A 19,106-nucleotide genomic window follows, 5' to 3' on the forward strand; every position below is an offset into this window, starting at 1 on the left:
ATGACCGACGATGGCGGATTGTCCCGGTTCCAGCGCCGTATGGCTGCTATCCCGAAAGCGGTTCGCGAGGCTGTTATTCCGGCTGTGGTGAAGGGTGCTGATGAAATGGCGGACGGCATGCGCAGTCTCGCTGAATCGTCCCGCGATACTGGCGCGTTGATCGACAGCATCACCGTCACTGGGCCGGGGCAACAGACGCCACCTTACTCCCAGCCGGGCGGCAGCTACACCACGAAAGAGACGGAAGCCGTCATCACTGTCGGTAATTCGGACGTTCGTTATCCGCATCTGGTCGAGTACGGCACCCAGAAGGCGCAAGCGCAACCATATTTCTGGCCTGCCGTCCGCACGCGGGGGAAGCGCGCCCGCGACCGCATCAAGCGCGCTATGCGCAAAGCCATCAAAAACAACTGGGGGAGCTGATGACGCCGGAACTTACCCTGCAGAAAGCCATTCGCGAGCGCCTGATTTCCAGTGCCGGCGTTGTTGCGCTTGTGCCTGCCGACAACATCCTTGATCGCAATCAGCGTCCGAATCCAGATCCTTCGATCATTTTGGGCGAGGGGCAGAGTGTCGATGACGGTGACAGCATTTCCCGCAGCCTGACGCGGATCTACATGGATTTGCATCTTTGGAAGAAAGAGCTTTCCACACAAGGCGTGAAGGCGCTCGCGGGCGCAATCCGTTCCACTATCAACGGCGGTCGGCTCAAGCTTGATCCCGGCTTTCACTGTGTCGATTGCCGTGTGTCCTCGATGCGCTTCCTTCGGGATCCGGACGGTGAAACAAGCCATGGCGTCGTGACTGTGGAAGCGAAGGTGCAAGAGCTATGAGATCTGGCAGGCTGCGGCACGTTATCGAAATTGAACGTTTCACATCAACGGTGAATGAATATGGCACGCCGGTTTCAATCTGGGAGAAGCTTGCCACGCTTCGGGCGCAAGTTCTTCAAGCCTCTACCGATGAATTTATCCGCAACGGTGCGGTTGACGAAAACGTCATCATTTTCCGCACCCGCGCCTTGGATGGCATCACGAATGCCGACCGCGTGCAGTATCGCGGCCAGACCTTCAACATCAAGGAATTGAAAGAGATCGAGCCGCGTGGGCTGGAGATCCGGGCCGTCTCGATTGGGGGTAGTCAATGAGCACACGCGGGCGCAAGGCAGAACTACAGGTTATCGAAGGCGGTCTGGAGGAAATTCCGGGCGAGGTTCCGGCACATATTCCATCTGCCATGCATACGGAATGGCTGGCAGTTGTCGAGGATCTGCGCGACCGACAAATGCTGACAGATGCCGTTCTCGGCACGGTTGATGCCTATGTGCTTGCCATGTGGAACGCTCGCAAGGCGCAGGAAGCAATCGACACGCATGGGCCGCTGATTGATGCAGGCAAAGGCATCCTGAAGCAAAACCCGGCAGTGAGCCTGCTTGGAAAATCGCAAAGCACGATAATGCGACTGGCCGCTGAGCTGGGCCTTACCCCCGCAGCCCGCTCCCGCAAGAAAATGAGCGGAGATGCCCCTGACGAGGGTGGAAGTTATGACCTTTTCAATTTTTGACGATACGCCGATTCCGGATCCTTTTGGCTACGGTGACAGGGCCGTCAGGTTCCTGCGGGCGCTCAAGCATCCTAAATCGACTTTGCCGAATAAGCAGTTTCAGCTTGATCCGTGGCAAGAGCGTATCGTGCGCGCCATCTATGGTCCACGCCACGAAGATGGCCGGCGTATCGTTCGCACCGTTGCAATCATGCTTCCACGCGGCAATCGCAAGACTTCGCTTGGTGCAGCTCTAAGCCTTCTGCATGTGTTCGGACCGGAATCGATGCCGGGTGGCGAGTGCATGGTTGCCGCGTCTGATCGCTCGCAGGCGCGTATCGCCTATGAAGAATCCTTCAATATCATCCAGTGCGATAAATACATTGAAGGAAAGCTTCGGCTTGTCGATTCCAAAAACCACATTCGCAATCAAAAGACAGGCGCATTTCTCGATGCGATCTCGGCGGACGCGAAAACAGCGCACGGTCATACACCTGTTTTTGCTCTTGCCGATGAACTGCACGTCTGGCCGAAGCGCGACCTTTGGGAGGCTATCAAGTCCGGTCTGGTCAAGGTGCCCGGCTCCCTTCTGGTTGTCATCAGCACAGCCGGTCGCGGGCAGGAAAACGTTGCATGGGATTTTTATGATTATGCGCGCAAGGTGGCGCGGGGCGAGGTCGATGATCCGAGCTGGCTTCCGATCCTTCTGGAAACACCTCGCGATGCGGACTGGCGGGATGAGGATGTCTGGCGGGCCGTCAACCCCGGCATTCCTCATGGCTATCCTGATCTGGAAGGCTTGCGCCAGCTGGCGCGTGAAGCCGAGAACATTCCGGCAGAGCGTGAGGCATTCCGCCAGTACAATTTGAACGTCTGGCTCGATCACTCGGCAGATCCGTTCGTAGACATGATGGTTTACGACAAAGGGAAAGCGGAAGTCGATCTGCTTGATCTGGAAGATAAGCCTTGCTGGCTTGGTGTAGACCTTTCATCGAACCGCGATCTTACGGCTGTTGTCGCCGCATGGAGCGATGGAAACGGCGGCTATATCGTTCATCCATGGTTCTTCTGCCCTGCCGATAATTTGCGACAGAAGGCCGATAAGGATGGGGTTCCATATCCTCAGTGGGCTGAGGAGGGTTTTATCACCCCCACGCCGGGTAATGTTGTCGATTATCGCGCTGTGGAAGATCAGATCCGCGAACTCTGCGCCCGTTTTGATGTTCGCGAGATTGCCTTTGATCCTCATCTGGCACGAAACCAGATCGCTAATCTGCTTGAGGACGGCTTGCCAGCGGTTGAAATGCGGCAGGGATGGATAACCATGGCTCCCGCAATCAAAGAGCTTGAGCGTGCCATAGTTGGCGGAAGATTCCAGCATGGCGGGCATCCGGTGTTGCGCTGGAACTTCGATAACATTGCCGTCGAAACTGACAAGGCGGGCAATAAGTCCTTCCACAAGGGGAAAAGCAAAGACCGCATCGACGGCGCTGTGGCTGCTGCAATGGCTGTTGCACGCTGTGCGGCCGGCGACACCGGAATTTCATCTTATGACACTTTCGAGGGTGAACTCGATGAATGGAGCTTCGCATAATGGCCGATGATACCGAACGTCTATTTGTTGCTCTGGAGGCTCGCGTCACTCAGTTTGAGCGAGAGTGGAAGCGGGCCGGTCAGACTGGTACCCGCACATATCAGCAGCTGCGCCAGAACTCGTCACGCGCAACCCGTCAGATGGAACAGGACGCCGAACGCTCGGCCAGCCGTATCAATCAGTCGTTCGCGACCATTGGAACTAAGGTTGGAAACTACGGCAAGGCTTTCGCGGCTGGCATCTGGAGCGGCATTGCAGCTGGCGGCATAGCCGGTGTTGCCGCTGCGGTTCGCAGTGTGGCCGCTTCGTTTGCCGAACTGAGTAATGAAGCCAAAACAGCCGGGATCAACGTCGAGGATTTCCAGCGCTGGGGCTACGTGGCCGAGCAGAATCGTATCAGCGTTGATGCTCTGGTTGATGGCTTCAAGGAACTCAATCTGCGCGCCGATGAGTATATCCAGACCGGCAAAGGCTCTGCAGCTGAGAGTTTCCAGCGCCTCGGCATGTCACCGGAAGAGGTTAAGCAGCGCATCAAGGATCCATCTGCATTTATGCTGGAGCTGATCGACCGCACGCGCCGGCTGAAAGATACGGCTGCGGGCGTCCGCATTTTCGATGAGCTTCTCGGTGGATCCGGTGGCGAACAGTTTGTTCGCTTGATCGAGCAGGGGCGTGAGGGGATCACCGCAACCTTGACGGAAGCGGATAAGATGGGCGCTGTAATGGATGAGAATTTCATCCGTAGGGCCGAAGAGGTCGATAAAAAGTTCAACCAGATCGCCCGAACGATCGGAAGCACTCTGAAAAGTGTCATTGTGGATGCCGTCACTGCCTTGCAGGGATTCATATCGCAGTGGAACGAACTGAGCGAAAAGAGCATGTCGGGGATGCGGGCCGAGCTGGAGATTCTTAAGCAGTCTCGCGAACGGCTTAATGAGACACAGCCGACAGGTGGCTTTGAGGACACAATTGCCGGTGTATTCGGCCAAGACCGGGAAAGCCAGCTCGCACGAATTGCCACCCGTGAGAAAGAAATTACTGACGAGATGGAGCGCCGCAAGGCGATCATCATCACAACTCCCGATAAGCCGCCTGTCGCGCCATATGTTCCGCCGAAGGATCCCGATAAAAAGCGCGGCAAGAACAAAGGTACCAAGGAGCGCGCCGACGAATATCAGCGCCTGACGCTGCGGATCCGCGAAAACATGGCGGCATTGCAGGCGGAAACCGAAGCGCAGGGCATGCTCAATCCTGCAATCAACGATTATGGTTATGCGGTCGAAAAGGCCCGCATGCAGCAGGAATTGCTGAATGCAGCAAAGCGGGCCGGAAAAGAGATCACGCCCCAACTCAAGAAAGAGATCGAGGGGCTGGCGCACGAATATGCCAACACCCGCGCCGAGGCTGAGAAGATGGCCGAGGCTCAGAACAAGGCGCTGGATGATCTCGATTTCCGCAAGGATATCGTTCGTGACGCTCTGGGCGGTCTGAGATCCGCACTGGAGGACGGAAAGATTAGCTTCGAGGAACTGGGCGATATTGCGCTCAGCGTTCTGGACAAGATCATCGACAAGATTCAGACAGATCTCATCGACGCCATTTTCAGCATGAACAACGCTGCCAGCGGTGGCGGCGGTGGAAGTTGGCTTAGCGGGCTGTTCGGCGGCATCTTCGGCGGTGGCGGTTCGGCGGATCCGTGGGCGGGCTTGCGCGTGCCTGGCTATGCCAATGGCACGAACTTTGCGCCCGGTGGCGCGGCGTGGGTAGGCGAGCGCGGGCCGGAGCTGGTCAATCTTCCTCGCGGTTCTCAGGTCATCCCGAACCATAGTGTAGGCAATCATCTCTCCGGCGGCGCATCTGGCGGTCAGGGGTTGGCCGAAGTTGGCCGAACCGTCATTGAAGTGCGTCTGGCCGAAGGCGTGGTGGGTAGCATCCTTCAAGAAGCCAACAATAACAGTGTGAAATTGCTGAATACTTACGACAAGGACCAGCAAAACGCCCGTCAGAACGGGAGACAATTCTGATGACCTCTCTGATTTCGCTTCCCTTGGTGCCATTCACGTCTTGCGAGTTTGATCCGGTCCAGCCCCAAAATGTCGAGCGCATGGAAGGTCGCCGGGTCGAGGCGCAGGCATTTGGCACGGCATATTGGACCGCCAAGTTTACGACCGGATATCTGACGCCGATCGAATACGGTCTGATGGATGCCTTTTTGATGCGGTGCGCTGCTGGCGGTGTTGTGTTCCTCGGCTATGATGCGTTCCGGCCCCGGCCCATTCTGCACAATCAGAATTTCTCGCCATTGTTGGGCGAAAAGGCAGTCGGCGGCGTATTCGTCGGTGACGCCAAGCTTCGCCAAATCCTCAATTCCACAACCGTCATTGTCGAGGATCTGCCGGCAGGATTTCAGTTGTCTGCCGGAGACTATTTGGAAATCCGGAAAGCCGAGCTGGTCAGATCGCTGCACCGTATCATGGTCCCGGCAACTGCGGACGCGAACGGGCGCGTAACGCTCTCGATCCAATTCGCCCTTGATCTGCAGCACTTCACCTTGCCGTGCACGGCCCATTTCGAGAAGCCCAGCTGCACCATGCAGATTGACCCCGGATCCGCCCGCTCTCCGAAATCTTGGGAAGATCGCGGCGTCACGTTCACGGCGACGGAGATGTTTTTCGATGCATGATGCTGCAGCTCGGCTTAAGATGGCACTTGTCGCCGCGTTGAAGAGAAACCTTGAAACCAAGCAGGCCGTGCACATTCCGGATGCTGGCCGTGTGCTCTGGCAGATTTACAGCGATCTGGCCGAGACGCGGACTTGGCATATGAACGGGCCAAACCCGATCAGCTATGAGGAAATCAGAAGCTTTTGCGCGCTGCAGCGCTGGAGCCTGCAGCCGCGTCATGTCGCTATCCTGCGCGCCATGGACGGCGCGTATCTGGAATACGTCTATTCCCGTCAGAAAAAGAAGGATGAAGGCGTAAAGACGATTGGCAAGCCGACGGGCGACCTGTCACCCGCTCTGTTTGATGCGGTGTTTCGATGAAGGTAGCAAGCGACGACAATCTGCAATATCTGCGCTGGAGAAACATTGTCTCACGCCACAGCTGCGAAAGGATCCGCATTAAGCGGCAACAGCCGCAGCGAATTTTTCATGGTGAAAGGCGAAAGCATATCGTTAGCAAGGTGTTCGATGCCTTGTCCGACTGGCGCTATTCGCCTTTTCAGCGCGAGGGTGAATTAAGGGCAGCGCTTCGCTCCACGCTCTGCCTGACCAGAGCAAGATGGGCTGACGCTGATTATGAGGCTGCGTCATTGATCAGTGAAGGTCTCAAACTGATTGGTGCTGTTCGCCCGGACTGGATCGAGGGGCAGCCTGACTATGCGATACGGGGAGATCTATGCAGTTGGTGTCGAAGGCCATTATCGGATCTCAGTCAGGTGGGAGGGCGAACGCGTCATTACTGCTCGGTGGAATGTGCTCAGGCGGCTTTTCAAGGCAAGGCTTTCCAGCGTCGGGATCAGTCAGATGAAGCATATAGAACGGCTCACAAGGTCATTGTGGCGGCACGTCTGGGCAGTAGAGAGTGCGTTGAGTGCGGAAAGTCGTTCGTGCCGATAGGAAAACGCATTGATCAGAAATATTGCTCAACGGCCTGCCATGGGAAAAGCAGAATCGTCATCGAGAAGCGCTCATGTGTGCAATGCGGTAAGCTTTTCACGCCGCATAATCGCCAAGGCACATATCGCTATTGCTCAACTGAATGTTATCACGCGTTCAGATCTGCTGATGCGAAGGCTCGGCGTATCACGAAAACCTGTCTGTGCTGTGGCGAAACGTTCGTACCGCAGCGGCCCACCACGATGTTTTGCTCAAAGGTTTGCGTCGGTCAATCGCAAAGAAAGCCACGCATCATTCCGCCGCCGTTGCGTTTGGTGCCCACAATGCGCTCAGCAATTATCGTTCCACTAACGCCAATCATATTCGATGAGGTATTCAAGCAGGCGGCTTAAAATGGTCTTCTAAATTAGTCGTCAATAGATTTCACGATCAACTTCGCAATCGTATGAATTATGTAGCTCGCAATAGCCGCTGCCGCAAAAATGAACAGGCTCATAAAGGCTTGCTTCGGTCTGTTTAAGCTCAGGGCTATCACGGGTGACAATCCGCCTACAGCAAATACGCTTACCGCGATGGCGTTCCAGTAATTTGCACGTAGCTTGATTTTCTCTTTTTGGCCGTCTGTCATCGTTCGTTCGTCAGTTTTTCCACCCAACGGTCAATCTCATCTGATCGCCATCGAACACAAGTTGAACTAATCTTCAGTGGAGCAGGAAAATCACCCGCTTTAATTTTCTTATATATTGTTGCTCTCGCAATACAGGTTATCCTAACCACTTCTTTCAAAGAGAGAAGGCGCATTGCTTGACTGTCGAATAGTAAACTGTTGGAATTCCTGTAAGGCAATGGAGCGCCTTTCATCTATGTAATGGGCAAGGTCTACTAAGTGCACGCCATATGTAGATTTCTGGCTCTCTTCGAGCTTTATCAACGGCATTCTTATTTTTCCAGATGTCACTTTCTGAATAAACTTTTCGACCGATAGATGCGTGAAATAATCCCGGCATAAGTCTGATACAGAAATAATTGCCTTACCGTTATATTGTGCGAGTAAAAGAAAGACGGTTTGCACAGTTGGTTTGGCGTCAGTAATCGCCTTTTTCAAATTTATCCAGCCACTCCTGAAGCGCCAATTCAACAACGTCGCTAATAGGCTTACGCCCAGCTATATCACGCAACTTTTCCTCAACGTCTTTGGGCACTGAGATCATTAGCGGTCGATCTCGAATACGCCGGCTCGTTGTCAACAATCCATAAGCCTCAGCCCATTCCGCAAAAGCGAATCTTAGAGCTTCTGGGCGTGTCGATGCTGTCTCTGCGGCGAGAGAGTCCAAAATAGCGAGCAGATTTGGTGGTACACGAACGGTTATTGGTGTGGCGTTCACCCGCGGACGACCGCCCTTGTTTTTAATGGTTTCTGACATTGACAACCTCTAATAGGGTTAATAATGTCAGAAACTGTCGGATCGAGCAAGTGCTACCAACACTCACTCGATCCTAACCGAAACGAGATCGTATGAGGATCATCGGATGGCTACAAAACCGTCTATCACGCGGCGTTCATGCATTAAAGGCGCTTCTATGGCAACACTTGCAGCATCGCTCGCAGTGGTTACCAAAACGTCAATGGCTGTCGCAGCCGAACCAGCAGCGGCATCGGACGAGGAATTCAGGCAGCTATTTAAACGGCTCAGCCCAGACGAACAGCGCGACTTTTTGGAATTCATGCGCAGTCTGTCGGATCCTGAAACTCATGGAATTTGGAATGGACCGGCGTTCTACGAAGTATTTGAGAATAATAAACTCATATGCTGCTGGATTGATCGTGTCTGGTGCGAAAAAGAACGCGATCTCGTTTATGAGTGTCGCATTTACTGGGATGGATATCTGCTGGCTCCTGCTGAGAGGTTTAGCAAAGGTAACCTTCTAATTGTCAGAAAGCTGACAGATTTAAAGTTGCGCAGTCCCAAGTATCAGCGCTCGGCTTAGGCGACGGTAATAGCGTCAAAATCCCACTGAGTAAAGCTCCGTGGATTGCAAATCTCCTTCGACTGTGTAATTGTCGGTCGAAGGAGATTCTAGCGCGATGAACGTTTCGAAATTAGCAGAGAATTTAGCAGAATTGCTTTCGTTTCCTGTTCCTACGGCCCAAATGATTGCCCGCTCTGGTCGAGAGCAAGGGGTGCTGTCTTCCGGTGGCCGCGGCAGAAATGCAGCCAGGGCAACATCTAAGGACGCAGCCTATCTTCTAATTGCGATGATGGTAGCTAAGACACCGGCGCGCGCGACGGAATATATGAATGATTTTGGTGATCTGCTGAAACGGAGCGTTTATCCAGAGCCGTTTGAAGGGCAGTATAAGGAAGAAATTCAACCACTCTTTGTCGCGGGAAGTAGCTTTGTAGATGGGATTGCTTCTCTTTTGGATGCGCTGGGGAGCGAGGAATTCTTTGATAAAATCGCCCCGAAGTTTCGCGTACAGAAAGCGTCTAAAGAGGGGTGGGGTCTGCCCGATCATTGCCCCGAAATGGCGATTGAAATCTTCGAAACAAAATATCATGCGGGCATAAGTTTCGATAAGAGCTATATGCTCTATTTGTTTGAAGGTAAGTACATTACGGATCGCGCCGGACCTTTCCATGATGAAGGAATCAGTCGGTGGAAAGATGTTTCGAAAAAGTATCATCGGCTTATACATTCATCCATTTCAGTTGGACCAGAAGTGATATTGGCTCTGGCGGGTTGGTTGAATGGTATTCGGTTTGATGAGCGTTTGATCTGTCAGACGAAGAGTATCCTTTCAAAAAGAGGGGATAGTTAGCCAGATGCAATCCGAAAGAATTCTTGTAACCAAGGAGATTGCTTCGCGATTGGGCTGCTCCGAACGTACTGTTAAAAGGATGTTTCAGGCGGGGAAGCTGCCCGGAGCGTTTAAGCTTGGAGAGCGCGGCTCGCCTGTAAAGATGAGTGAGGGGCATTTGCACCGGCTTATTCTAGCAAGCACTGCAAAAACGGAGGGTGACTGATAATGTCGGCACAATCACTCCGTGAAGTCTCGTTGCCGCGCCTCGCTCTTCGAAGGGACGAGGCGGCGGCAGCTTTGGGGCTTTCAGTTGGAACTTTTGATAAATGGGTGAAGGATGACCTTCTGCCCAGAGGCCATAAGATTGGCGGGGTGGTTCTATGGGATATGTCCGAACTCAGCCAAGCTTGGTATTCTTTACGTGATGGCGTCCTAACTGACGGCGACAATCCATTCGATGGTGTGGTGGCATGATTAAAACCCGGCTGAGGTATTGCGTGTTCGATCCGGATCCAAACGGCAACGATCGATATTACGTTCGAAAGCCGGGTCAGAAAAAAATACGGATCCGCGAGCGCTTCGAAGACGAAAACGGTAATATTTCCAAGGAATTTATGGCCGCCTATTGGGCGGCTTTAGCTTCGAAACCCGATACAACCGTCAAGGTGATACGGGAAGAGACGTTTAACTGGCTGGTCGATCAATATTATCGGCATGAAGCATTCACGGGGTTGGATAAAGGCACCCAAAAAGCCCGTCGGAGCATTCTCGACCGATTCTGCGACACAGCTGGCGATCTGCCATTCAAGAAGTATCGCCGGGAAGATCTTATACGCAGTCGTGACAAGCGCAGAGAAACGCCTGCAGCCGCTGATGTTTTTGTTAAGACGCTGCGCCGATTGTTCAACTGGGCGATTGAAGAGGGACACACAACTGCGAACCCCACGCTTGGCGTAAAGAAAATCCATCGTTCCGACGGGTGGCATACCTGGACACGCGCCGAGATCGAGCAATACCGCGCGCATTATGAGATGGGTTCAAAAGAACGGCTGGCGCTGGAGTTGATGTTGTCTGTCGGCGCTAGGCGGTCTGATGCTGTGCGCTTGGGCCGTCAACACGAGCATGAGGGCTATCTACGATTTAATGCGTGGAAGAACCGGAAGCATCATTCTACGCCGATCGATGTGCCAATTCTGCCAGAGCTGGAAAAATCCATTAAGTGTACTAAAACTGGCGATTTAACCTATCTCGTCACAGAGCAAGGCGTCCCATACACGGTTGAGGGTTTTGGCAACGTTTTCCGTTCTTGGTGCACTCAGGCCGGCTTGCCGCACTGCTCGGCCCATGGGTTGCGAAAGGCTGCTGCCGTGGATCTAGCGGAGCATGGGGCATCTCACGCAGAAATGTGCGCAATCTTCGGCTGGAAGAAACAAGAGATGGCGGACGTTTACATTCGGGCTGCACAAAAACGGAAACTTGCAGCGAATGCGTTCGCCCGCCTCGATGAACGATCAGGGAACAAAAGTGTCTCATTTTTAAGACCTGAAAAAGCCAATGAGACAAAACGGAGAAAAAACCATGCAAAATCAAAGTGAAAGAAGATGTATGGTGATCCCGACAGGAATCGAACCTGTGACCTACAGATTAGGAATCTGTCGCTCTATCCTACTGAGCTACGGGACCAACCGATGCGCATTCGCCGGTGATTCCGGCATCGTGAACGCTTTCAGACACATACTGTTTTTCATGGCGGTCGCCAACCCCGCAAAAAGCGGGGAAGGCGGATTTATTCAGTTTCAGGCGGCAAGCGCCGTTTCCACCAATGATGCGAAATAGCTGACGCCATAAGGAATGGCGTCGTCGTTGAAGTCATAGGCCGGGTGGTGAAGGCCGGGCGTGTCGCCATTGCCCAGGAAGATATAGGCGCCGGGGCGCGCTTCCAGCATGTAGGAAAAATCTTCCGCCGCCATCATCGGCTCGACATTCTCGTCCACCTTGCCTTCGCCTGCAACCGAGCCTGCGACGCGGGCGGCAAACTCCGTCTGCGCATCGTGGTTGAAGGTGACCGGATAATTGTTCTTGTAGCGCACGGTGATTTCAGCACCAGTGGCTGCTGCGATACCGGCGGCGGCTTCGCGGATGCGGCGTTCGGCAAAGGCGCGGGTTTCCTTCTTGAGCGTGCGCACCGTGCCCGAAAGCGTCGCCTTTTCCGGGATCACATTATAAGCCTCGCCCGCGATGAACTTCGTCACCGAGATCACGAGCGAATCGAGCGGATCGGTATTGCGCGACACGATGCCCTGCAAGGCGATCATGAGCTGCGAACCGGCCAGGATCGGGTCGATGGTGCGGTGCGGCTGTGCCGCGTGGCCGCCGCGCCCGCTGATGAAGAGATCGAATTCATCAGTCGCCGCCATGATCGGGCCTTTTCGCATCGCGAATTGTCCGACCGGCAGGCCCGGCATGTTGTGGACGCCATAGACTTCCGAAATGTTGAAACGGTCCATCACGCCGTCCTCGACCATGGCGAGGCCACCGGCGCCGCCTTCTTCGGCAGGCTGGAACAGAAGGGCCACCGAACCGCGGAAATTGCGGGTCTCCGCCAGATATTGCGCCGCGCCGAGCAGCATGGAGGTGTGTCCGTCATGGCCGCAGGAATGCGCCTTGCCCGGATTTTGCGAGGCCCATTCCACGCCGCTCGTTTCGGTAATGGGCAGCGCATCCATGTCGGCGCGCAGGCCGATGGCGGGGCCGTCGCCGTGCCGTCCCTTTATGATGCCGACCACGCCGGTGCGGCCGACGCCGGTTTCCACATGATCGCAACCGAAGGAGGTGAGCTTTTCGGCGACAAATTTTGCGGTTTCGTGCACGTCATAGAGAAGTTCGGGATTCTGGTGCAGTTTTCGCCGCCATGCGGCAATTTCCGCTTGCGATTCAACGGCACGATTCAGCACTGGCATTTTTGGATGACTCCCCGGATTGGGCCGGAATGGACATGATTTGATCCTGCAAGGATATGACGTTTCGGTGAAAGCGGGCAATCCCTGTTTGCCTTTTCATCGCCACATGGCATAGATAAAGAAATCGTTAATCTCCCATTATGGCGCAATTCGAATCCGCAGAAGTCGCAAGCCGTTTCGATTGGAACTACGGAATGATGTCGAAATCACTGAAAATCTGGTTTGCAGCTGCGGGCCTTTCCGCTGTCGCACTGACGTCGGCTGCGGCTAATCCCTCGATTGCAGTGGATGTGGCAACCGGCAAGGTCTACGCACAGCAGGATGCGTTCCAGCGCTGGTATCCCGCATCCCTGACCAAGATGATGACGGCCTATGTGGCATTCCGCGCGCTTCAGTCGGGGCAGATGACGCTCGAGTCGCCGGTGCGCATGACGGTCAATGCCGCCAAGGAGCCGCCGAGCAAGATGGGCTACAAGCCGGGATCGGTCATGACGCTCGATTCGGCGCTGAAGATCATGCTGGTGAAGTCGGCCAATGACGTTGCGGTCGCGGTTGCCGAAGCCGTGGGCGGCACCGAATCCGCCTTTGTGCAGCGCATGAATGCGGAAGCGCAGCGCATCGGCATGGTCGGTTCGCATTTCGCCAATCCGAACGGGCTGCACGATCCCCAGAATTACACGACGGCGCGCGATCTGGCGGTTCTGGCCGTACAGCTTCGCCGTGAATTTCCGCAATATGCGCATTATTTCGCGACCGAGGCGATCGATCCGGGCGCAGGCAAGAAAGTGCAGGCCAATTACAACATCCTGCTCGGCCGCTATGACGGTGCGGACGGCATGAAGACCGGCTTCGTCTGCGCATCCGGCTTCAATCTTGCAAGCTCGGCCACGCGCAATGGCCGCACCGTTCTGGCAATCGTTCTGGGCGCCGACCGGCAGGAAGCGCGCGCGGTTCAGGCCGCGCAGTTGATGACCGATGCTTTCCGCGCCAGTGCCGGCGGCGGCGCGACGCTGGCGACGCTGCGCCCGACGGGGGGCGGCAATCTCAATCAGGCCACCGATATGCGCAAGGCGATCTGCAGCCAGGAAGCGATGGCCGATCGCTGGGATGGTCGCGATGTCGAGGGCAAGCTGAAAATCAATTCGCCCTATATCCATGCGATGGATCGCGATCCGGTTCCGGTTCGCGTGGGCCTGGTGTCCGAACCGGGGCCGATCACCCGGCCGAGCCAGCTCGATATTTCACAGGTTCCGGTGCCGATGCCGCGTCCGCAGCGTTCGGCGGGCGCCACGACCACCGCGATCAACTGATATGCCAAATCCCATTCCTGTTTCCGTGCTGACCGGCTTTCTCGGTTCAGGCAAGACGACGCTCCTCAACCGGCTTCTGAAGGATCCGGCGCTCAGCGACACGGCGGTCATCATCAACGAGTTCGGCGAGGTCAGCATCGATCATCTGCTGGTCGAGCAGGCCAGCGAAGGCGTGATCGAGCTTGCCGACGGGTGCCTGTGCTGCACGGTGCGCGGCGAACTGGTGGATACGCTGGCCGATCTGATCGACCGGCTCCAGACCGGGCGCATCAAGGCGCTGAAGCGCGTCATCATCGAAACCACCGGCCTTGCCGATCCGGCGCCGGTGCTGCATTCGATCATGGGGCATCCGGTGCTCATGCAGGCTTTCAGGCTGGACGGGGTTGTGGCGACGGTGGATGCCGTCAACGGCATGGCGACGCTCGACAATCATGAGGAAGCCGTCAAGCAGGCGGCGATGGCCGACCGCATCGTGCTCACCAAGACCGATCTGCCGGAAGCGCAGGCGGGACTGGCGGCGTTGAAGGCGCGTCTTCGTGCGCTCAATCCCGGGGCGGACATTCTGGAAGCCGGTGAACAGCGCACAGGCTATGCGGCGCTTTTCGAATGCGGCCTCTATAATCCGGAAACGAAATCGGCCGATGTGCAGCGCTGGCTCAAGGCGGAAGCCTATGAGGATGCGCATCATGACCATGATCATGTTTGCGGGCCGGATTGCGATCACGACCATCATCACCATGATCACCATCACGGGCACCATCATCATGGGCACACGCATCATCATCACCACGACGATGCGATCCGGTCCTTCTCACTGCGTCACGATGCACCGATCCCGCTATCGACCTTCGACATGTTCCTCGATCTTCTGCGTTCGACGCATGGGGAAAAGCTTTTGCGGGTGAAGGGCATCGTGCAGATTGCCGAAGACCCGGATCGTCCGGTGGTCATCCACGGGGTGCAGAAGATTTTCCATCCGCCTGCACGCCTGCCGCAGTGGCCGCAGGGCAAGCAAGAGACGCTTCTGGTGATGATCGTGAAGGATCTGCCGGAAACCTATGTGCGTGAGCTTTTCGATGCGTTTCTCGGACGTCCGGGCCTCGACCGGCCGGACCGGGCCGCGCTGACCGAAAATCCGCTGGCCATTCCGGGCTTTTCGCCCCCGAACTGATAGTCACTTCCTGCGAATGAGAAAGCGGTGCAGCGGGCCTTCCCGCTCCTGCGTGATGAGGGCGTGGCCTTCCTGCGTGCAGAAATGCGGCACATCTATGCCTGACAGGGGATCGGTCGCTTCCACCCAGAGAAGCGCTCCGCTCGGCATTTTTTCCAGACGATTGCGGGTCTTCAAAACCGGAAGGGGGCATTTAAGCCCCCTCAGATCGTAGACAGGAATCTCTTCCTGCAAGGCGATCAATTCCCGATGATCTTCCACCACGGCTTCTTCGGTTCGGCGGCTGCGACAGGGGCTGTCTGTTCGACATTCTGCGCCACCGTGCTGGCGGTCGTCATTGACGAGATCTGGGGTGAGACTTGCTGTGAAGCCTGTGGGGCAGCAGCCTGCGCTGCTGCCGGGTTGGGCTGCGGTGCGGGCACGGCTGCGGTCTGTGTCGCGGGCTGTGCCGGAACGGCGACCGGTTGCGGCGTTGCAGCAATGGCTGTCGGCTGCACGGACGGCGTTGCCGGGCGAATATCGGGCGCACCGGCTTTTTCAGCCGAAGCAGGCGTAAGCGACGGCGGTTCGCGCGTTACCTTTTCGCCGCGCGCGCGGGCCGCAGACCATGCGGAGACGAGCTTGGCTTCGGCAATGCCCTGAATGGACGGTGCCGGTGCCTTCTGCGCAGCGCTGAAAGCGGACTGGTAGGTCTTTTCATAAGACGCATAGGACATGGCCTCGCCGCCAACCGAGGGCGGGCAGGCATCGGTCGGCGAAAGCGGCTGGCCGTCCGGCGTCGATACGTTGAAGACGTAGCGCTTCTCGCAGACGTCGACCTTCGGTGGAACCTTGGTGGTCTCGAAGGCGTCATAGCCCTGCTTCAGCATCTTCCAGAACGAATAATTCGGATCGCTCTTGTAGCGCGCCATGTTGGCGGCGGTCATGCGGAACGGAAACGCCTGGATCTGGAAGTCGCGCTGGCCGCCCTTGAAGGCGTCGCGACCGAAGGCGTAAATCTCGGCGACCTGCTCGTCGGTCATCGAATAGCAGCCTGACGAGGAACATGCGCCATGCACCATCAGGTGCTGGCCGGTGCGGCCATTGGCGCGGTCATAGGCGTTGGGAAAGCCGATGTTGAAAGCCAGGTAATAGTTCGAGTTGGGGTTCATCTGGGCGGGACGGACGGTGTAGAAACCTTCCGGTGCCTGACGGTCGCCCTCGATATATTTCGGACCGAGCTTGCCCGACCACTTGCAGATTTCGTAGGAAGCGATCTGGTCGTATTTGCCGTTGTTCTTCTGCTTCCAGACTTCGAGCACGCCTTCTTCCTTGAAGATGCGCACCATGATCGGCGAGGTACGGGTCATGCCCTTCGCCTTCATCTTGGCAACGACCTTTTCGGGAAGCGGCTTTTCGGCCCGCAGACTAAGGTCGGATACGGACGAACCCTGACAGCCCGCAAGAAGCGTGGTTGCCAGTAAGGAGCCTAGAATTGCGGTTCTGATCTTCATGTCGCATCAAGTCTGTTAGAGCTACGCCAGAGACTTTATGAGCAAAAGTCGATTTCCTGAAGGTCCGATCCTATAAATGAAACCTTACGGTATCGTTTATAAATCCTTGCCCAGATAGCTAAAACCCGGCGCGTCGGCAATATGGCCGAATTTGCAGCTTGATGCAAATGCGGGAGGCGCCTGGCCTCCCGTACGGTTTTTCACTTTGTCTTGAACCGCGCATCCTGTCCTGAAAACCGCGCCGAGTTTGCGGGGATGCGCGCCAACTCCCGGCGAAAATCAGATATTGCGGCCGATTTCGAGGAATTTCTGGCGGCGCTCCTGCTTCAGCGTTTCGCCGTCGATATCCTTCATCGAACGCAGCGATGCGGTGATGATGTCGCCGGTGGCGTCGATCACGGCTTCCTTGCCGCGATGCGCGCCGCCCATCGGTTCGGGAATGATGCCGTCGATGACCTTGAGGTCGAAGAGGTCCTGCGCGGTGATGCGCATGTTGGAAGCGGCATCCTTGGCGCGGGTCGAATCATGCCAGAGGATCGAGGCCGCACCTTCGGGCGAAATCACCGAATAGATCGAATGCTCGAGCATGTAGACGCGGTTTGCGACGGCGATTGCAATCGCGCCGCCGGAGCCGCCTTCACCGATGATGATCGAGATGACTGGAACGCGCAGCTTGAGGCACTCCGCCGTCGAGCGGGCGATGGCTTCGGCCTGGCCGCGTTCCTCGGCGCTGACGCCGGGATAGGCGCCCGCAGTATCCACGAAGGTGATGAGCGGCAACTGGAAGCGGTCGGCCATTTCCATGATGCGGACAGCCTTGCGGTAGCCTTCCGGGCGGGCCGAGCCGAAATTGTGCTTGAGACGGGTCTTGGTGTCGGAGCCCTTTTCCTGCCCGATGATGGCGACGGGCTGACCGTTGAAGCGGCCGAAACCGGCCTGAAGGGCTTCGTCATTGGCGAACTTGCGGTCGCCGGCAAGCGGCGTGAATTCGGTGAACAGCCGCTCGATATATTCCAGGCAGTGCGGGCGGTCCGGATGGCGGGCGATCTGCGCCTTCTGCCACGGGGTCAGCTTGCGATAGATGTCCTTCAGCGCATCCGCCGAACGCTTCTCGAGGCGACGAATCTCGTCGCTCATCTCGACGCTGCCCTGTTCCTGCGCGAGCTTCTTCAGCTCGAGAATCTGGCCTTCAAGGTCGGCGACGGGTTTTTCAAAATCGAGATAATTGTACATCGGGCCTGACTGTTCGTGCGTTTTACAAAGGGACGTGCCGCTCTATGACCAGCCTGAAAAAGGCTGTTTTACGGCGCCTTACATATTCACTACTGGCTCATCTTGCAAATTTTCGGTTTTCTCATAACCGTAGAGCGGCTAATCGGCAAGCGGATGATGCTCGCTGACAAGCTTATGCAGTCTTTCCTCAAGCACATGCGTATAGATTTGCGTCGTTGAAATGTCGGCATGGCCGAGCAATTGCTGCACGGTGCGCAGGTCAGCGCCGTTCTGCAGCAGATGGCTGGCAAAGGCGTGGCGAAGCACGTGTGGCGAGACGGCAGAGGCCGACAATCCCGCGCGGGCGGCAAGGCCCTTCAACTCGCGGGCAAAAACCTGGCGCGCCAGATGGCCGCTTTCGGAAAATGCCGGGAACAGCCAGGGATTGTCATCGCTGCCGGGCAGGGAATCCCGCAAAGCGAGAAAGCGCTGCAAGGCTTCCCGCGCCTTGGGTGAAAGCGGAACCATGCGTTCCTTGGAACCCTTGCCGCGAACCAGCAGAAATCGGTGATCGGTGCGGGCGACGGTGACGGGCAGGCCGACGAGTTCCGAAACCCGAAGCCCCGTCGCATAAAGCGTTTCAAGAAGCGCATGAAGGCGCAAGGCCTTGATGAGATCAGCCCGTTCGCCGGGCTCATCGGCTTCAAGCACTGCCCGGTCGAGAAGCCGCGTCACGTTTTCGACGCTCATGATCTTCGGCAGCGGCTTTTGCTTTTTCGGCGCATCGACGGTGCCGGTCGGATCGTCCTGCCGGTAGCCTTCCGAATAGAGAAAGCGGAAGAACTGGCGCAGCGCCGACAGGCGCCTGGCCTGCGAGGTCGCGGCAAAACCTTCCGCGGCCATGGCATCGATGGCGCTGCGGACATGGTCCGCACCGGCCTCGGCAAGATTGACGCCCCGCGCCGCCATGGCTTCCGCCACTGCTTCAAGGTCGCGCCGGTAGGATTCAAGCGTATTGCGGGCAGCACCCCGTTCGGCGCTCATCATTTCCAGAAAGTTTTCGATCGCCAGCGATGCGCGCATCCTCACTCCTGCGGTGCCTGGGGCGGTTCGGGGGCGGTGTCGGCAGTTTCCGCCGGATCGGGCGTGGCCACGGGAGGCGCAATCGTCACCGGCTTCAGCTTCGAGGCCGGTATTTCGACGGTGATCTCGCGCGTGTCGGGCTCCACGAAATTGGCAAGCGCGTACATCGCGCCATAGACGATGGCGGCGACCAGAGCGAGAAAAAGGACAAGGCGCGTCAGGGTCGGCATGCATCACTTATGCTGCGGCATTTGGACGAAAGCAAGGACGGCGACGAAGGGAACCCGCGGGCACCATCTTGCAAAAAAGCCGTGCTTG

26 protein-coding genes and 1 tRNA gene are annotated in these 19,106 nt (G+C 56.5%); 16 read left to right on the plus strand and 11 right to left on the minus strand.

The genetic code is table 11. The features are described 5' to 3' along the window. From ABWW28_RS15045 to ABWW28_RS15085, 9 genes are read left to right on the plus strand one after another with little or no spacing between them, the layout of a single operon-like run. Complete coding sequence (locus ABWW28_RS15045) at window positions 1-423, plus strand: HK97-gp10 family putative phage morphogenesis protein (protein WP_353391276.1); 423 nt, start codon at window positions 1-3, stop codon at window positions 421-423. Beyond that, on the plus strand, window positions 423-833 hold the full coding sequence (locus ABWW28_RS15050; protein WP_353391278.1) for a DUF3168 domain-containing protein: 411 nt from the start codon (window positions 423-425) through the stop codon (window positions 831-833). Before ABWW28_RS15045 ends, ABWW28_RS15050 begins: the two co-directional genes overlap by 1 nt. Continuing rightward, entirely contained in the window at window positions 830-1,147 is a 318-nt protein-coding gene (locus ABWW28_RS15055) for a phage head closure protein (RefSeq protein WP_353391280.1), read from the plus strand. Before ABWW28_RS15050 ends, ABWW28_RS15055 begins: the two co-directional genes overlap by 4 nt. Then, window positions 1,144-1,563, plus strand: coding sequence for a phage terminase small subunit P27 family (locus tag ABWW28_RS15060; protein ID WP_353391282.1), 420 nt, complete (start codon window positions 1,144-1,146; stop codon window positions 1,561-1,563). The genes ABWW28_RS15055 and ABWW28_RS15060 overlap by 4 nt, the downstream gene beginning before the upstream one ends. Beyond that, complete coding sequence (locus ABWW28_RS15065; RefSeq protein WP_353391284.1) at window positions 1,544-3,136, plus strand: terminase large subunit; 1,593 nt, start codon at window positions 1,544-1,546, stop codon at window positions 3,134-3,136. Before ABWW28_RS15060 ends, ABWW28_RS15065 begins: the two co-directional genes overlap by 20 nt. After that, the gene (locus tag ABWW28_RS15070; protein WP_353391286.1) at window positions 3,136-5,160 is read left to right on the plus strand and encodes a hypothetical protein; all 2,025 of its coding nucleotides are present in this window, start codon (window positions 3,136-3,138) and stop codon (window positions 5,158-5,160) included. The genes ABWW28_RS15065 and ABWW28_RS15070 overlap by 1 nt, the downstream gene beginning before the upstream one ends. Beyond that, window positions 5,160-5,819, plus strand: a complete 660-nt coding sequence (locus tag ABWW28_RS15075) for a hypothetical protein (RefSeq protein ID WP_353391288.1) — start codon at window positions 5,160-5,162, stop codon at window positions 5,817-5,819. The genes ABWW28_RS15070 and ABWW28_RS15075 overlap by 1 nt, the downstream gene beginning before the upstream one ends. Next, window positions 5,812-6,180, plus strand: a complete 369-nt coding sequence (locus ABWW28_RS15080; protein WP_353391290.1) for a phage tail assembly chaperone — start codon at window positions 5,812-5,814, stop codon at window positions 6,178-6,180. The genes ABWW28_RS15075 and ABWW28_RS15080 overlap by 8 nt, the downstream gene beginning before the upstream one ends. Next, a complete protein-coding gene (locus tag ABWW28_RS15085) occupies window positions 6,177-7,148 on the plus strand; it encodes a hypothetical protein (RefSeq protein ID WP_353391292.1) in 972 nt (323 codons plus the stop codon). The genes ABWW28_RS15080 and ABWW28_RS15085 overlap by 4 nt, the downstream gene beginning before the upstream one ends. Window positions 7,149-7,162: 14 nt before the next feature. Here the strand turns inward: ABWW28_RS15085 and ABWW28_RS15090 are convergent, their stop codons facing one another. The 4 genes from ABWW28_RS15090 to ABWW28_RS15105 are packed head-to-tail and all read right to left on the minus strand — an operon-like array spanning window position 7,163 to window position 8,180. Next, window positions 7,163-7,411 carry a hypothetical protein gene (locus ABWW28_RS15090; RefSeq protein ID WP_353391363.1) on the minus strand — a complete coding sequence of 83 codons (249 nt, stop codon included), beginning with the start codon at window positions 7,409-7,411 and terminating at the stop codon, window positions 7,163-7,165. Then, entirely contained in the window at window positions 7,381-7,617 is a 237-nt protein-coding gene (locus tag ABWW28_RS15095; protein ID WP_353391294.1) for a helix-turn-helix transcriptional regulator, read from the minus strand. Before ABWW28_RS15095 ends, ABWW28_RS15090 begins: the two co-directional genes overlap by 31 nt. Next, window positions 7,526-7,861 carry a pyocin activator PrtN family protein gene (locus tag ABWW28_RS15100; RefSeq protein ID WP_353391295.1) on the minus strand — a complete coding sequence of 112 codons (336 nt, stop codon included), beginning with the start codon at window positions 7,859-7,861 and terminating at the stop codon, window positions 7,526-7,528. Before ABWW28_RS15100 ends, ABWW28_RS15095 begins: the two co-directional genes overlap by 92 nt. Continuing rightward, complete coding sequence (locus ABWW28_RS15105; protein ID WP_353391297.1) at window positions 7,842-8,180, minus strand: ribbon-helix-helix domain-containing protein; 339 nt, start codon at window positions 8,178-8,180, stop codon at window positions 7,842-7,844. The genes ABWW28_RS15100 and ABWW28_RS15105 overlap by 20 nt, the downstream gene beginning before the upstream one ends. 106 nt (window positions 8,181-8,286) lie before the next feature. On the opposite strand from ABWW28_RS15105, the gene ABWW28_RS15110 reads away from it, so the two are divergent. The 5 genes from ABWW28_RS15110 to ABWW28_RS15130 all read left to right on the plus strand — a co-directional run bounded on the left by ABWW28_RS15110 (window position 8,287) and on the right by ABWW28_RS15130 (window position 11,154). Beyond that, on the plus strand, window positions 8,287-8,745 hold the full coding sequence (locus tag ABWW28_RS15110; RefSeq protein WP_353391300.1) for a hypothetical protein: 459 nt from the start codon (window positions 8,287-8,289) through the stop codon (window positions 8,743-8,745). Between the two features lie 97 nt (window positions 8,746-8,842). Further along, window positions 8,843-9,577: a hypothetical protein gene (locus ABWW28_RS15115; protein WP_353391301.1), complete on the plus strand. Its 735-nt coding sequence runs from the start codon at window positions 8,843-8,845 to the stop codon at window positions 9,575-9,577. 4 nt (window positions 9,578-9,581) lie between these two features. Then, window positions 9,582-9,782, plus strand: a complete 201-nt coding sequence (locus tag ABWW28_RS15120; protein WP_353391303.1) for a helix-turn-helix transcriptional regulator — start codon at window positions 9,582-9,584, stop codon at window positions 9,780-9,782. 2 nt (window positions 9,783-9,784) lie between these two features. Next, window positions 9,785-10,033: a helix-turn-helix transcriptional regulator gene (locus ABWW28_RS15125; protein WP_353391305.1), complete on the plus strand. Its 249-nt coding sequence runs from the start codon at window positions 9,785-9,787 to the stop codon at window positions 10,031-10,033. Then, window positions 10,030-11,154 carry a tyrosine-type recombinase/integrase gene (locus ABWW28_RS15130; RefSeq protein WP_353391307.1) on the plus strand — a complete coding sequence of 375 codons (1,125 nt, stop codon included), beginning with the start codon at window positions 10,030-10,032 and terminating at the stop codon, window positions 11,152-11,154. Before ABWW28_RS15125 ends, ABWW28_RS15130 begins: the two co-directional genes overlap by 4 nt. Window positions 11,155-11,165: 11 nt before the next feature. Here ABWW28_RS15130 and ABWW28_RS15135 read toward each other — a convergent pair. Both ABWW28_RS15135 and ABWW28_RS15140 read right to left on the minus strand, forming a co-directional pair. Next, a tRNA-Arg gene (locus ABWW28_RS15135) sits at window positions 11,166-11,242 on the minus strand. Between the two features lie 113 nt (window positions 11,243-11,355). After that, on the minus strand, window positions 11,356-12,519 hold the full coding sequence (locus ABWW28_RS15140) for a M20 aminoacylase family protein (RefSeq protein WP_021587513.1): 1,164 nt from the start codon (window positions 12,517-12,519) through the stop codon (window positions 11,356-11,358). A gap of 194 nt (window positions 12,520-12,713) precedes the next feature. Between ABWW28_RS15140 and ABWW28_RS15145 the strand changes: the two genes are divergently transcribed. Together ABWW28_RS15145 and ABWW28_RS15150 are read left to right on the plus strand one after the other, a co-directional pair. Beyond that, window positions 12,714-13,829 carry a D-alanyl-D-alanine carboxypeptidase family protein gene (locus ABWW28_RS15145; protein WP_025089901.1) on the plus strand — a complete coding sequence of 372 codons (1,116 nt, stop codon included), beginning with the start codon at window positions 12,714-12,716 and terminating at the stop codon, window positions 13,827-13,829. Window position 13,830: 1 nt separating this feature from the next. After that, on the plus strand, window positions 13,831-15,000 hold the full coding sequence (locus ABWW28_RS15150; protein WP_151658413.1) for a CobW family GTP-binding protein: 1,170 nt from the start codon (window positions 13,831-13,833) through the stop codon (window positions 14,998-15,000). Window positions 15,001-15,003: 3 nt separating this feature from the next. Here ABWW28_RS15150 and ABWW28_RS15155 read toward each other — a convergent pair whose 3' ends face one another. The 5 genes from ABWW28_RS15155 to ABWW28_RS15175 form a co-directional block, all read right to left on the minus strand. Then, window positions 15,004-15,261, minus strand: a complete 258-nt coding sequence (locus ABWW28_RS15155) for a sulfurtransferase TusA family protein (RefSeq protein ID WP_006470981.1) — start codon at window positions 15,259-15,261, stop codon at window positions 15,004-15,006. Then, entirely contained in the window at window positions 15,240-16,493 is a 1,254-nt protein-coding gene (locus ABWW28_RS15160; protein WP_151658412.1) for a L,D-transpeptidase family protein, read from the minus strand. The genes ABWW28_RS15155 and ABWW28_RS15160 overlap by 22 nt, the downstream gene beginning before the upstream one ends. 279 nt (window positions 16,494-16,772) lie before the next feature. After that, window positions 16,773-17,726: an acetyl-CoA carboxylase carboxyltransferase subunit alpha gene (locus ABWW28_RS15165; RefSeq protein ID WP_021587508.1), complete on the minus strand. Its 954-nt coding sequence runs from the start codon at window positions 17,724-17,726 to the stop codon at window positions 16,773-16,775. Between the two features lie 138 nt (window positions 17,727-17,864). Continuing rightward, on the minus strand, window positions 17,865-18,788 hold the full coding sequence (xerD, locus tag ABWW28_RS15170) for a site-specific tyrosine recombinase XerD (protein WP_021587507.1): 924 nt from the start codon (window positions 18,786-18,788) through the stop codon (window positions 17,865-17,867). A gap of 2 nt (window positions 18,789-18,790) precedes the next feature. After that, window positions 18,791-19,018, minus strand: a complete 228-nt coding sequence (locus ABWW28_RS15175; RefSeq protein WP_021587506.1) for a hypothetical protein — start codon at window positions 19,016-19,018, stop codon at window positions 18,791-18,793. Window positions 19,019-19,106: the final 88 nt, after the last annotated feature.

The sequence above is a fragment of the Brucella sp. NBRC 14130 genome (genome assembly GCF_040371715.1).
Taxonomy (GTDB): domain Bacteria; phylum Pseudomonadota; class Alphaproteobacteria; order Rhizobiales; family Rhizobiaceae; genus Brucella; species Brucella intermedia.